This window comes from Dactylosporangium sp. CA-139066, assembly GCF_050936175.1.
Taxonomy (GTDB): Bacteria; Actinomycetota; Actinomycetes; order Mycobacteriales; family Micromonosporaceae; genus Dactylosporangium.
In genome coordinates this window covers 5,139,820-5,153,310 of sequence record NZ_JBNJNH010000001.1, presented here as the reverse complement: position 1 = coordinate 5,153,310, position 13,491 = coordinate 5,139,820, and the positions used below count along the sequence as shown (strand labels likewise).

Annotated in this window: 10 protein-coding genes; 6 read left to right on the top strand and 4 right to left on the bottom strand. The window is 74.4% G+C overall.

Going from position 1 to position 13,491, the window contains the following annotated elements; genetic code table 11:
- The first annotated feature begins 88 nt into the window (after window positions 1–88).
- From ACQEVU_RS23625 to ACQEVU_RS23610, 4 genes are all read left to right on the top strand, one after another.
- Window positions 89–1,768: an alpha-keto acid decarboxylase family protein gene (locus ACQEVU_RS23625; RefSeq protein WP_433326996.1), complete on the top strand. Its 1,680-nt coding sequence runs from the start codon at window positions 89–91 to the stop codon at window positions 1,766–1,768.
- An 88-nt stretch (window positions 1,769–1,856) separates the two neighbouring features.
- Complete coding sequence (locus ACQEVU_RS23620; protein ID WP_433326994.1) at window positions 1,857–3,062, top strand: Nramp family divalent metal transporter; 1,206 nt, start codon at window positions 1,857–1,859, stop codon at window positions 3,060–3,062.
- Between the two features lie 4 nt (window positions 3,063–3,066).
- Window positions 3,067–3,327: a hypothetical protein gene (locus tag ACQEVU_RS23615; protein WP_433326992.1), complete on the top strand. Its 261-nt coding sequence runs from the start codon at window positions 3,067–3,069 to the stop codon at window positions 3,325–3,327.
- On the top strand, window positions 3,275–4,417 hold the full coding sequence (locus ACQEVU_RS23610; RefSeq protein WP_433326990.1) for an oxalate decarboxylase family bicupin: 1,143 nt from the start codon (window positions 3,275–3,277) through the stop codon (window positions 4,415–4,417). Before ACQEVU_RS23615 ends, ACQEVU_RS23610 begins: the two co-directional genes overlap by 53 nt.
- On the opposite strand, the gene ACQEVU_RS23605 is transcribed toward ACQEVU_RS23610, so the two are convergent.
- Window positions 4,407–5,669: a glycosyltransferase gene (locus tag ACQEVU_RS23605; protein WP_433326988.1), complete on the bottom strand. Its 1,263-nt coding sequence runs from the start codon at window positions 5,667–5,669 to the stop codon at window positions 4,407–4,409. The two genes, ACQEVU_RS23610 and ACQEVU_RS23605, sit on opposite strands and share 11 nt — an antisense overlap.
- 14 nt (window positions 5,670–5,683) lie before the next feature.
- Window positions 5,684–7,888 carry a glycoside hydrolase domain-containing protein gene (locus ACQEVU_RS23600; protein ID WP_433335034.1) on the bottom strand — a complete coding sequence of 735 codons (2,205 nt, stop codon included), beginning with the start codon at window positions 7,886–7,888 and terminating at the stop codon, window positions 5,684–5,686.
- Window positions 7,889–8,009: 121 nt separating this feature from the next.
- Between ACQEVU_RS23600 and ACQEVU_RS23595 the strand changes: the two genes are divergently transcribed.
- Both ACQEVU_RS23595 and ACQEVU_RS23590 read left to right on the top strand, forming a co-directional pair.
- On the top strand, window positions 8,010–8,225 hold the full coding sequence (locus tag ACQEVU_RS23595; RefSeq protein WP_433326986.1) for a hypothetical protein: 216 nt from the start codon (window positions 8,010–8,012) through the stop codon (window positions 8,223–8,225).
- Window positions 8,222–11,149, top strand: coding sequence for a phosphatidylglycerol lysyltransferase domain-containing protein (locus ACQEVU_RS23590; protein ID WP_433326984.1), 2,928 nt, complete (start codon window positions 8,222–8,224; stop codon window positions 11,147–11,149). Before ACQEVU_RS23595 ends, ACQEVU_RS23590 begins: the two co-directional genes overlap by 4 nt.
- Here ACQEVU_RS23590 and ACQEVU_RS23585 read toward each other — a convergent pair.
- Window positions 11,130–12,257, bottom strand: coding sequence for an EAL domain-containing protein (locus tag ACQEVU_RS23585; RefSeq protein ID WP_433326982.1), 1,128 nt, complete (start codon window positions 12,255–12,257; stop codon window positions 11,130–11,132). The two genes, ACQEVU_RS23590 and ACQEVU_RS23585, sit on opposite strands and share 20 nt — an antisense overlap.
- Complete coding sequence (locus ACQEVU_RS23580; protein ID WP_433326980.1) at window positions 12,254–13,396, bottom strand: diguanylate cyclase domain-containing protein; 1,143 nt, start codon at window positions 13,394–13,396, stop codon at window positions 12,254–12,256. The genes ACQEVU_RS23585 and ACQEVU_RS23580 overlap by 4 nt, the downstream gene beginning before the upstream one ends.
- Window positions 13,397–13,491 lie beyond the last annotated feature (95 nt).

Sequence of the window (13,491 nt, the reverse complement as noted above, 5' to 3'; positions counted from 1 at the left end):
ACAGACCAACCTCAAAGATCACTCCGCCTGTAGCCGACCGGACAGCGTGTCCGGGTAGCTGCACCCGAAAAGACGAAAGGACACAGCGATGGCGGACTGCACCGTCGGCGACTACCTCCTGCGCCGCCTCAGGGAGCTGGGCATCCGGCACGTCTTCGGCGTGCCCGGCGACTATCAGCTGGAGTTCCTGGACCAGCTCGAGGCCACGGACTGGCCCAAAGGAGACGGCATCACGTGGGTGGGCAACTGCAACGAGCTCAACGCCGCGTACGCCGCCGACGGCTACGCCCGCCTGCACGGCATCGGCGCGGTCGTCACCACGTTCGGCGTCGGCGAGCTCAGCGCGCTCAACGGGGTCGGCGGCGCGTACGCCGAGCAGGTCCCGCTGGTGTCGATCGTCGGCATGCCGGCGACGTTCGTCATCCGCGAACGCCAGAGCGTGCACCACACCACCGGCGACGGCGACTTCACCCGGGCCGCGAAGTGCGCCGCGGAGTTCACGGTCGCCCAGGCGCTGCTGTCCCGGGACAACGCGGCGGCCGAAATCGACCGCGCGCTGAGCCTGTGCTGGCTGCTCAAGCGGCCGGTGTACCTCATGCTGCCGGCCGACGTCGCCGGTCAGCCGATCCCGGCGCCGGCCGGCCCGCTCGAGCTGCCGGAGCCGACCAGCGACCCGGCCAAGCTCGCCAAGTTCACGCGCGACGCCCAGCGGCTGATCGGCCCGGCCCGCTCGGTGGCCGTGCTGGTCGGCCACGAAGTCGACCGCTACCGGCTCGGCCCGCGCGTCGTCGCGCTGGCCGAGGCGCTCGACGCCCCGGTCGCCTGCCTGAGCAGTGCGAAGGGCGTGTTCCCGGAGGGGCACGAGCTGTTCGCCGGCGGGTACGCGGGCCAGCTCAGCGACCCGGAGACGCGCCGGACGATCGAGGACGCCGAGTGCCTCATCGCGGTCGGCACCGTGTTCACCGACTCGACCACCGGCGGGTTCACGCAGCACATCGACCCGGAACGGTTGATCGAGCTGCACCCGGCGGCGGCCACGGTCGCCGGCACGTGCCACAGCCACGTCGCGATGGCCGACGCCCTCGACGCGCTCACCCGGCCCGCCGACCGCAAGCCCCACCGCGCGGAGCGGCCGCCCCGCCACCGGGCCGCGGCCGAACCGGACGCGCGGCTGGCCCAGAACCGGTTCTGGCCGCTGCTGGGCGAGTTCCTCGAGCCCGGCGACGTGATCATCGCCGAGCAGGGCACGTGCTTCTTCGGCGCCGCCGACATCGCCCTGCCGCGCGACTGCACGTTCTTCGGCCAGCCGCTGTGGGGCTCGATCGGCTACACGCTGCCGGCGCTGCTGGGCAGCATGCTCGCCGCGCCGGACCGCCGCCACGTGCTGCTCATCGGCGACGGCTCCTTCCAGCTCACGGCGCAGGAGCTGGCCACGGTGCTGCGCCTCGGGCTCAACCCGGTGATCGTGCTGGTCAACAACGACGGGTACACCGTCGAGCGGTGCATCCTCGGCCCCGACGCCGACTTCAACGGCATCGCCCGCTGGCGCTACGACCGGCTCGTCGAGGCCTTCGACCCGGCCGGCCGCGCGATCACCGTGACGGTCCGCACCGAGGGCGAGCTGACCGCCGCGCTCGACGCCGCCGCGGCCAACCGGGACCGGCTCGTGTTCGTCGAGGCGGTGATGGACCGGCTGGACGCGCCCGAGTCGGTCGTGCGCATCGGCAAGGCGTTCGCCGCCTCCGACTACCACCACGCCCCCGTATAGCCGCTGTAGGTGAGGGCGCCCGCGGGCGGCCGCGGCGACCGTTGGACCATGACGTCCACGATCCGGGTCGCGCCCCCGGCGGGCCCCGGTGCGGCTGACGCCGATGCTGGGGCCGGCCGCGGTCGCGGCGATCGCCTACGTCGACCCGGGCAACGTCGCCACGAACCTCACCGCCGGCGCGACGCACGGCTACCTGCTGGTCTGGGTCGTCGTCGCGGCCAGCCTCGTGGCGACGCTGGTGCAGTTCCAGGCGGCGAAGCTCGGCGTGGCGACCGGGCGCAGCCTGCCGGAGCTGTGCCGGGAGCGGCTGCCGCGGTGGGCCAGCCGCACGCTGTGGGCGCAGGCCGAGCTGGTGGTGCTGGCCACCGACCTGGCCGAGTTCGTCGGCGCGGCGATCGGGCTCAGGCTGCTGTTCGGGATGCCCGTCGCGGCGGCGGCCCTCGTCACGGCGGCGGTGTCGATGGTACTGCTGGAGCTGCGCCGCCGGGGGCGGCGCCGCTTCGAGCTGCTCACCGTCGCGGCCCTGCTGCTCGTCGGCGCCGGCATGCTCTACGACGTCGTCACGGTCGGGCACCAGACCGCCGCGGGGCTGGCCGGCGGCCTCGTCCCGCGCCTCGACGGCGCGCAGAGCGCGCTGCTGGCCATGGGCATCGTCGGCGCGACCGTCATGCCGCACGCCATCTACCTGCACTCCGCGCTGACGCGTCGCCTGGAGCCGGACGGGCCCGCCCGCCGGCGCCCCGCCGCGCTGGTGCGCCGCGCGCTGCGGCTGGACTGCGGAATCGCGCTGGGCGGGGCCGCGGCGGTGAACGTGTCGATGATCGCGCTCGGTGCCGGCCTCGGCGCGCTCACCGCCGGCGCCTGGTCCGGCGACCTCGCCGACGCCCACGAACAGCTCGCCGCGCGGGTCGGCGGCGGCGCGGCCCTGGCCTTCGCGGTCGCGCTGCTCGCGTCCGGTGTCTCCTCCTCCGGCATCGGCGCGCTCGCCGGCGACTTCGTGATGGAGGGCTTTCTCGGCCGGCGGATACCGACCCGGGTGCGGCGGCTGGTCACCATGCTGCCGGCGGTCGCGGCGCTGCTGGCCGGCGCGCCGCTGACGACGCTGCTCGTGGTGAGCCAGGTCGTGCTCTGCTTCGGCGTGCCGGTGGCGCTGTTCCTGCTGGTGTATTTCTGCCGGGACCGCGCCGTGATGGGCGGCCTCGTCAACGCGGTGGCCACCACGCGGGTCGCCGCCGGAGCCGCGTTCGTCGTCGCCGCGGCCGGGCTGTGCCTGCCCGTGCTGCTCCTGTGGTGAGCCGATGCTGCCGTCCGTCGCGCGGATCCGCGCCAAGACCCTGACCTGCGCCGGCGCCTGCCTGGCCGCCCTCGCCCTGGACGCGGCGCCGGTCGCGGTCCTGGCCCTCGCCTTCGCCACCGCCGCCGTCCCGGCCGCGGCGGCCTTCATCGGCGGCGCGCCCCTGCTGCGCGCGCTGGCCTTCCTCGACCGACCGACCGATCGGAGCGCAGATGACGAACACCGAACCGCTGCCCCAGCCGAAGCGTGGCAGCCAGGGCGGTAGCGACACCGGCCCGCGCAACGTCGCGCTGGACCGGCAGAACCCGGACCTGCTCTCGCCGCCGGCCACGGACCACGGCACGCTGCCCAACCTCAAGTTCTCGATGTCGATGGCGCACACGCGCATCGAGCAGGGCGGCTGGACCCGCGAGGTGACGCAGCGGGAGCTGCCGATCGCGACCGAGCTCGCCGGCGTCGACATGAAGCTGGAGCCGGGCGCGTACCGGGAGCTGCACTGGCACAAGCAGTCGGAGTGGGCGTACGTGCTGCAGGGCAGCTGCCGCATCGGCGCGGTCGACCAGGAGGGCCGCAACTTCCTCGAGGACGTGCGGGAGGGCGACCTGTGGTTCTTCCCGCAGGGCGTGCCGCACCACATCCAGGCCCTCGGCGAGGGCGTGGAGTTCCTGCTCGTCTTCGACGACGGCGGGTTCTCCGAGAACGCGACGTTCATGATGAGCGACTTCTTCGCGCACACCCCGCGCAGCGTGATCGCGAAGAACTTCGGCTGGTCGGCCGAGCAGCTGGACCGGCTGCCGGAGCGGGAGAAGTACATCTTCTCCGGGCAGGTCCCGCCGCCGCTGGAGAGCGACGCGGTGGTCAGCCCGACCGGCGACGTGCCGCGCACCTTCAAGCACCGCCTGCTCGACCAGGAGCCGGAGCGCTTCGACGGCGGGCACGCGCGGGTGGCCGACTCGACGAACTTCGCCGCCGCCGACAAGATCAGCGCCGCGCTGGTGGAGATCGAGCCGGGCGGGCTGCGCGAGCTGCACTGGCACCCGACGGACGACGAGTGGCAGTACTGGATCAAGGGCAGCGGCCGGATGGGCGTCTTCGCCAGCTCCGGCATGAACGGCACCTTCAACTACCAGGCCGGCGACGTCGGCTACGTGCCCTTCGCCTACGGCCACTACATCGAGAACACCGGCAAGGAGCCGCTGGTGTTCCTGGAGATGTTCCGCAACCCGAAGTTCGAGGACATCTCGCTGAGCCAGTGGATGGCCAACACCCCGCCGCAGGTGGCCGCGGAAACGCTGAACCTGCCGCGCGAGACCGTCGAGGCGATCCCGAAGACGAAGGCCCGCATCACGATCTGAGCGCACCGGGGAACAGTGCGTCGAAGACCGCGGCGCGCTCGAACGCCATGGCGTGGGCGCGGGCGCGCCGCTCCAGATCGGCCCGCTCGGCGGCGGACAGGTCCAGCACCACCCGGTCGATGGCGGCGGCCAGGCCGTGCACGTCGCCGGGCTCGACGATGATCGCGGCGTTGTCGACCGCCTCGCCGGTGCCGCCGGTCAGGGTGGTGATCACCGGGCCGCCGCCGGCCAGCATCTTCTCGGTCAGCGCGATGCCGAACGTCTCGACGAAGTCGGGCTCCGGCCGCGTCGGCAGCGCGTACGCCGCGCAGCCCCGCATGAGCAGCGGCTTCTCGGCGTCGTCGACGTCGGTGAGGAACACGATCCGGTCGTCGTCGGCGGCCAGAGCGCGGGCCTGCTCCAGCGCCGGGCCCGTCCCGGCCACGACGAGCTTGGCCTGCGGCCGGCAGCGCATGTACTCGTACGCCGTGATCAGGTCGTAGATGCCCTTGGCCCGCGACACCCGGGACAGGTACAGCACGTACTCGTTGCGCCGCAGCCCCCGGCGGGCCAGCGCGGCGTCGACGGCCGCCTCGTCGAGGTCGATGTACGCGGATACGTCGATCGGCGGGTAGCTGATCGTCACCCGTTCCCGGCACTGCTCGGCGAAGCGCGTACCGCACTGCGCGTCGACCTCGGCCGCCGAGGCCACGATCTCGTCGCGGGTGTACTCCGACACGGCGACGACCCGGTCGTTGGACAGGAACGTCGTGAACAGCGCGATCGCCGCGCCGTGGCGCCCGTCGCGCAGGCAGGAGCGGATCACGTTGGTGACGTCGGAGCCGACCGCCTTCGCCACCGTCAGCACGTCCGGCGCGAACCCGGCGGCGCGCGCGGCGGTCACGGCGTCGGCGACGACGGTGGCGTGCGGGACGAGGTACATCGACAGGCACACCGTCGGCACCGGCTCCATGAGCAGCTCGACGAGCCGCCCGGTGAGCCCGGCCAGGTGCCGCCCGTCCGGGACCCGGTAGTCGCCGACCGGCTCCGGCCGCTCGACGGTGATGCCCGGCGAGTACGGCAGCAGCCGGTCGAGGGGCTTGAGCGGCAGCCCGGCCGCCTGCAGGGCAGGGATCGGCCAGGTGAGCAGCCGCACGTCGTCGAAGCCGCGGGTCAGCGCGACCTCCGCGAGGTTGCGCGCCTCGCCCGAGTGGCCGCAGATCACCGGGTCGGCACGGACCACGATGACGAGGCGGCGGCTGGGGTGGGTCAAAGAGTCTCCTTATGTCACGGAGGCGCGGAGGCGGAGGGGGGCCGGATCCGGTGGCCCCAGCCGGACGGCTCGGGGCCGAGCACCACGTGCAGGCGGCCGCCGCGGTGGATGTCGGCGGCGCCGATGTGCGTCGCCTCCAGGGGCCGGCCGTTGAGCGTCACCGACTGCACGTACTGCGGCAGCGGGTCCTCGTCGATCCCGTCGGCGCCGATCGGGGTCGCCCGGTGCCCGCTGGTCTCCACCACGAACTCCCGGTCGTCGACCCGGATCGCGGCCCGCTCGAACGCGGGCGCGTTGACCAGGAACAGGTTCTGCCCGGCGACGGGGAACAGGCCGAGGGAGGCCCACACGTACCAGGCGCTGAGCCCGCCGGAGTCGTCGTTGCCCGGCAGCCCGCCCGGGCCGGTGCCGAACTGCCAGGTCAGCGCCGCGTGCACGATCTCGGCGGTGCGGTCGGGCCGCCCCGAGTAGTGGTACGCCCAGGGCGCCTCCATGTCGGGCTCGTTGTTGAGCCCCTCGAAGCGGTTCAGGGCGTAGCCGGCGGCCATCTCCGGCGGCTGGGGCCGCTTGCCCGGCTGGGTCACCGGCGGCGCGCCGAAGCCGAAGAAGCGGTCCAGGTTGGCCACGAACGCGTCGTCGCCGCCGCCGAGGGCGATGCGGCCGGCCATGTCGTGCAGCAGGCGGAACGAGTAGTTCCACTTGCCGCCCTCGTAGAACTCCGAGTCGCGCAGCAGCCCGGTGTCCGGGTCGAACGCGTTGCGCCACGCCCCGCTGCGCCGCTCCAGGTCCTCGGCGAGGCGGACGTCGTTGAGCGCGCGGGCGACCTGGGCGGTGCAGTAGTGGCCGTAGGCGAGGTCGAGGGTGTGGCTGATCGGGTGGACGACGCCGTGCTCGAAGAAGTCCTCGCCGTACATCCGGCGCAGGTCGTCGACCATGTGCACCAGCGCCCAGCTCCAGTCCAGGTCCGGCAGGCCCAGGGCGTGCGCGTCGGCGATCGCCGTGTGCGCCAGCGCGCTGGCCTGGCGGAAGAACCGGTCGGCGCCGCGGGCCATCCGGTAGCCGATCGGGAAGTTGCCCTCCTCCTCGCAGACCCGGATGAGCGACTCGAGCAGGTCCCGGGCCCGGGCCGGCGCGATCGCGGTGAGCAGCGGCAGCTGGGTCTTGTAGATGTCCCACATCGTGCAGACGTCGAACGCGAACGGCCCCCGGTTGGGCCAGAACGGGCTCTCGTCGTCGCCGAAGCAGGGCTTGATCATGGAGTGGTACTTCGCGCTGGCGAAGACGGTGCGCCGGGCCGGCGTGCCGCCCTCGACCTCCACCCGGCCCAGGTGGTCGCGCCAGCGCTCCCGGGTCGCGTCGCGCACGGCGGTGAACGCCTGCGCGTCCCAGCCGTCCTGGTCGCACTCCGCCTCGAGGTTGCGCCGGGCCTGCTCGCAGCCGCGCAGGGAGAACCCGAGGCGGATCTCGACGGTCTGGCCGGCCGAGGTCGGGCCCATGTACAGCATCCCGAAGGGCCGCAGCGTGGTCGGCCGGATGCTGTCGAAGTCCAGCCGGGTGCCGCCGTCGATGAGCCGCCGGTCGTACCACAGCATCTGCCGCCAGCCGGGGCTGTCCAGGTCCATGTAGACCGACAGCGGGACGCCCTCCATGACCACGGTGCCCTGGCAGCGGCCGTTGCCGAGGCTCTCGGCGTGCGCGCGCAGCGGGACCGTGCGGCCCAGGTCGATGCCGAGCCCGCCGCAGGACATGTCGATCACGACGCGGGCGTTGGTGTGGCGGGGGAAGGTGTACCGGTGCACGGCGACCTTCTCGCCGACGGTGATCTCGCAGCGCACGCCGGTGCCGAGGGTCGCGGCGTAGTAGCCGGGCTCGGCGACCTCGTCCGTCAGCGGCCAGGACTCGCCCAGGCCGTCGAGCTGCTGCACCATCGGGGTGACCCGGATGTAGTTGTAGTACTTGCGGATGGCGCCCGTGCCGGACTGCTGGAAGTGGGTGAACCCGGAGGCCTGGAGGCGGTCGAACATCTCCTCCGGCACGCCCTCGGTGTTCTTGGTGTAGCGGCCGTAACCGGTCGGGTACGCCCCGGAGTATGCGCAGGCCGAGACCATGCCGAAGGGCGAGGTCGCACCGGGATGCGTGTTACCGACCTGGGGCTTGGGCCACCACCAGGCCGCGGCCAGTCCGCGCGGCCGGGGCAGGTCGGTCGCGGCGGTGCCGATGAAGGGATCAACTTCGTCAAAGATGGCGGGACTCTACCCGTTTCCCGATGGTCCCGTGGTTTCGGACAGATGAAATCGGGGTCCGGCGTGTCGGGCGGACCTGCGCGGGTACCGGCTGGCGATGTTCGGCCACCTCGTCGCGCTCGGCCTGGCCGTGGCCGCGATGTTCGGCTACGGCATCGGCTCCCTGCTGCAGTCCGAGGGCGCCACGGCCGGCGGTGGCGTGCTCGGCATCGTGCGCCGGCCCGCCTACCTCGCCGGCGCCCGCCCTGACCGGCTGGCGCCGGCCCCGGCGGCGACGCCCGCCGCGACCGTCCTCGCGGGGGTGACGCCGTGACCGAGATCCCCGACCGCATCGAGCTCGACCTGGGGCCCGAGGCCGCCGCGCTCGTCTGCGGGGACCTGCACCTCGGCGCCGTACCGTCGGCCGCGACCGCTCTCATGGAGCACGACCTCGTGGCCCGCCTGCACCGCTGGGAAGGCCCGGGCGCGCTGGTGTTCAACGGCGACACGTTCGAGCTGTGGGGCGAGCCGGAGACGACCGTCGCCGACGCGCTCGACGCCCATCCCGCGCTCACCCGCGCGGTCCGCGACTTCGCCGCCGGGCCGGGCCGCGCGGTCGTGGTCGTCGTCGGCAACCACGACGCGCCGATCGCCTGGGACGACCGGTCGGCGGACACCCTCGCCGAGCGCATCGGCGCGCGCTGCGCCCTCGCCGCCGACCTGGTCTTCGACGCCCCGGCCGGGCGGCGGGTGGTGCGCTGCGAACACGGGCACGACCTCGACCCGGCCAACCGCTTCGCCGACCCGCGCAACCCGCTGGACTCCCCGCTCGGCCAGCACATCGTCCAGGAGGTCCTGCCCGAGGTGCGGCGCACGCCGCTGCTGGCCGACATCGGCTGCCTCGCCGACCCCAACGCCATCGGCCGGTTCGTCGCGTCCCGGCTCGTCTACCGGGAGCTGGGCCGCCGCCTGTGGTGGCTGGCCGTGCCGATCGCACTGACGGTCGTGCTGCACGCCCCGGAGTCGGTCCGGCTGCTGGCGCGCTCCGCGACCGCGGTCCGGCTCGAGCGCTGGGCGGCGCTGACCGCCGTCGGGATCGTCGCCCAGGCCGTCCTGCTGCTGGCGCTGGCCGGGCTGGCCGCGCGGATGCTGTACCGCGTCATGGCCGGCAGCCGGTTCGGGCCCCGCGGCGCGAAGCTCAACGCCACGCCGAAGACGGCCGCTGCGGCCGCGTGCGGCGACGGCCTGGCCGGGCTCATCACCGGCCACACCCACCAGCCGGAGCTGGCCGCGCTCGGCGGCGGCTTCTACGCCAACACGGGCAGCGGCACCCGGCAGGTCGAGTCGCGATCGGGGCGGTGGCGGCTGCCGCCGGTCTTCCTGGCCGTGCTGCGCCGCTCCTGGGTGGAGGTCGACGTCGAGCGCGACCTGCGGGTCCGGCTCGTCGCCGCCGAGACCCCGGCCGGGGAGGCGACCCGGCTCGAGCGGCTCGTCGCGCGCCGGGCCGCGCTCGCCCTGCCCGGCGTGCCCACCGTCGTCGCCGAGCTGCCGGGCGCGGCCGGGTGGCCCCTGGAGCAGGAGGCGCTGGGCGCCCGGACGAGGGCCGCGCGGGTGCGTAACGTGGCGGCGCTCGTCGTCGCCGCGGTCGCGGTCGTCAGCGCCCTGTCGGCGCTGACGCCGCCGCTGCCGCACCGGTTCGGGGCGCTGCTCGCGGTGCTGCCGGTCGCCGCGGCGCAGGCGGCCGCGACCAACGCGGTGTTCGTGAGCGTGGCGCTGCTGCTCGTCGCGTGGGGGCTGCACCGCGGCCGCCGGCTCGCCTGGGGCCTCGCGGTCGTGCTGCTGACCGGGTCGGCGCTGCTGCACCTGCTCAAGGGGCTCGACGGCGAGGAGGCGGTGCTCGCCCTGGCCGTCGCCGGGTGGCTGGCCGCGCACCGTTCGGCGTTCCCGACCCGCCCGGACCGCCGCCAGGCGCGCCGGGCCGCGCTGGTCTTCGGCGGCGGGGTCGTCCTCGTCGTCGCCGTGTCCACGGCGCTGGTGGCGATGACCGGGGTCCGCAGCGACGACGAGAGCACGGCCGAGGCGGTCGCCGAGCGGCTCGTCGGCGACGACGCGCTGCCGCTGCCCGGGGCCTGGCGGCTCACCGCGCCGATGCTGCTCGCCGCCGGGCTGTGCCTGCTGCTGGTGCTGGCCGGGTCGCTGCTGCGGCCGCGGCGGCCGGCGCCGTCGAGCCCGGCCGAGCGCCGGGCCGACCTCGAGCGGGCCCGGCGGATCGTGGCCGAGCACGGCGGGGACACGCTCGGGTACTTCGCCCTGCGCGCCGACAAGTCGTGGTTCTTCGCCGGGGAGTGCGTGGTGGCGTACGACATCCGGGAGGGCGTCTGCCTCGTCTCCCCCGACCCGATCGGCCCGCCGGAGCAGCACGCCGACGCCTGGGCGCAGTTCGGGGCGTTCGCCGACCGCAACGGATGGCCGGTGACCGTCGTCGGGGCGAGCGAGGGGTGGCTGCCCATCTACCGGGCGGCCGGGATGCACCCGGCGTACCTCGGCGACGAGGCCATCGTCGACTGCGCCGGGTTCAGCCTCGACGGGCGGGCGATGAAGTCGCTGCGCGGGGCGTACAACCGGGTGAAAAGGGCGGGGTACACGGTCCGCTTCCACGACCCGGCCCGGCTCGACCCGGCGCTGGCCGGCCAGCTGCGCTCGCTGTCGGCGCAGAGCCGGCAGGGCGAGGTCGAGCGCGGCTTCTCCATGACGCTGTCGCGGCTGTTCGACCCGGGCGACACCGGGCTGCTGATCGCCGTCGCCTACGACCCGGACGGCCGCCCGGCCGCCTTCTGCCACTGGATCCCGGCCGCCGACATCACCGGCTGGTCGCTGGACCTCATGCGCCGGGCCACCGACCGGGAGCTGCCCAACGGGCTGACCGACTTCGTCGTGGTGGAGACGATCCTGCACCTCAAGGCCCGCGGCGAGTGGGGCCTGGCGCTGAACTTCGCCGTCATGCGCGGTGTGCTGGCCGGCGAGCGCGGGCAGGGCTCGCTCAGCGACCTGCATCGGCGGGTGCTGCACCGCCTCGGCGACGGCACGCAGATGGAGACGCTGTGGCGGTACAACGAGAAGTACCAGCCGATGTGGCGCCCCCGTTTCGTCGTCCTCGGCGACCTGGTCGGCGCCCCCGCGCAGACCCTCGCCGTGGCCTGCGCGGAGGGCGTCACCGGGATCCCGGTCGTCGGCCGGATCACTGCCCGACGCGGCTGAGCAGGGCCCGCACGACGTCGGCCACGGCGGGCCGCTCGTCGAGCACGACCAGCGCGCCGCCGCGCACGCACACCGCGCGGGCGTGGCCCGGGCCGATGGTCGCGACCGCCACCTCCCCGGGCAGCGGCTCGTCCAGCAGGATCACCGATCGGCCGGGGCCGGCAAAATGCGGCAGCGCGACCGCATCGGGGCAGGACGCCAGGACGACGCCGGTGGAGGTGCCCCGCAGGCCGGCGATGGCGTGCGCGACCGCCTCGGGGTGGGCGTCGCGAGCCGGGCCGTGCGCCGCGGCGACCTCGAACGGGGTGCCCTCGGGGCAGTGGAAGCCGGGCCGGGGCGGGCGCAGCGCCTGCGCCCCGGACGGGTCGTAGCGCACGCCGAGGGCGTCGATGTGCCCCGGCCGGCCGAAGAACCAGCCCTGGCCCCAGGTGGCGCCGAGCTCGAGGGCGGTGTGCAGGTCGGCCTCGGTCTCGACGCCCTCGGCGACCACGACGGCGCCGGTGCGGCGCGCCTCGGCGGCCACGACGGCGCAGACGATGCGGGTGTGCTCGGCGTGCGGGTCGCGCAGCAGGCTCATGTCGAGCTTGATGACCTCGGGCTCGAGCACCGGCATGAACGCCAGCGACATCGGGTCGACGCCGACGTCGTCCAGCGCGATGCCGTTGCCCCACTGCTCGACGACCGCGGACAGGCGCAGCATGTGGCCGGGCACGGCGGGCAGCGAGCGCTCGGTGAACTCGAGCACCTCGCGGAACGGCAGGCCCGAGAGCACCAGCTCCCGCAGGCGCGGCGAGATCGGCTGGTCGAGCACGGCCGGCTCGGCGTTGATGAACAGCAGCGGCGGGGGTGCCTGCGCGGCCACGGCGCACTCCAGGGCGCGCTCGGCGCAGAGCATGTCGAGCTCGCCGAGCCGGCCGGCGGCGCGGGCCGCGGCAAAGAGCCGGTCCGGGGCGTGCACGGCGCTGCCGGCCGGGCCGCGGGCGAGCGCCTCCAGCCCGACGACCGCGCGCGTGCGCAGCTCGACGATCGGCTGGAACACCGGCTCGACCAGCCGGCCGGCCAGGACCGCCTCGATGGCGACGCCGGTCGCCGGGGCGGCCGTGCTCACGCCGCCGCCAGAGAGTTACGCCGGTACACCTCGAAGCCCCCCTTGCCCGCCTGCTTGATCCGGTACATCGCCTGGTCGGCCTCGCGCAGCAGCTGCGTGCCGTCCACGCCGCCGTCGCCGACCGCGACGCCGACGCTGGCGCCGATGCGCAGCTGCGCGCCGGCCACGGCGAACGGCTCGGCGACCGCGGCGACGACGTTCTTCGCGACGCCGACCGCCGAGCCGAGGTCGCCGGCCGCGACGACCACGGCGAACTCGTCGCCGCCGAGGCGGACCACGGTGTCCTGCGGCCCGGCCGCGGCGATGAGCCGGCCGGCCACCGCGATGAGCAGCTCGTCGCCGGCGGCGTGGCCGAGGCGGTCGTTGACCGGCTTGAAGTTGTCGAGGTCGACGAGCAGCAGCGCCTGGTGGCCGCCGCCGGGCTCCAGCAGCGCGGTGAGCGCCCGCCGGTTGGGCAGCCCGGTCAGCGGGTCGTGCGAGGCCTGGTGGCGCACCAGCGCCTCGTGCTCGGCGAGGGTGTCCAGGGCGATGCGCTGCTGGTGCAGCAGCTCCTCGCCGGCCCGCTGGGTGGCCCGGTGCTCGCGCTCGAAGCGGAACAGCAGGATGCCGATCGCGGCGACCGCGGCCGCCATGGCCGTGCCCATCGCGAGGTTGGCGACCTCGTTGGCGCGCAGGGCGTCGTCGGCGGCGGCCGCCTCCAGGTGCTGCAGGGCGACGTTGAGGCGCCCGAAGCGCGGGTCGGTCTCCTGCAGCTCCAGGGCGCGGGCCTCGCTGGTCTTGCCGACGCCGAGCAGGCCGAGCTCCTGGTCCAGCACGAGGTGGTACTCCCGGATCTGCGTCCCCAGGTCCCCCACGCCTCTGAGCGTGTCGAGGATGGCGCGCTCCCGGGCCCGGATGGAGCCCTGCTCGCGGCCCACCGCGACCGGCGAGTTGCGGTCGGCGAGGGTCTTCCACAGCAGCGAGCTCTCCTCGTGCAGCAGCATGTTGAGCTCGCTGACGCGGGAGCGGGTCTCCTCGTGCCGGCGGCTCGCATCGTGCAGCATGATGTTGGCGAAGGCGACGCCGCCGAGCAGGAACACGGCGACGGCCAGCACCCGCGGCCATCGCCATCGCAGCCATTCCAGTCGTCCGTCGTGCATGTCCTCCGCTATCGGCAGCACGCGCGGCGAACTTCGGGATAATTTCCCGCTCAGTCCCGCGGATGCGGCGCCGATGTTCCGGACGTGATGAGGCT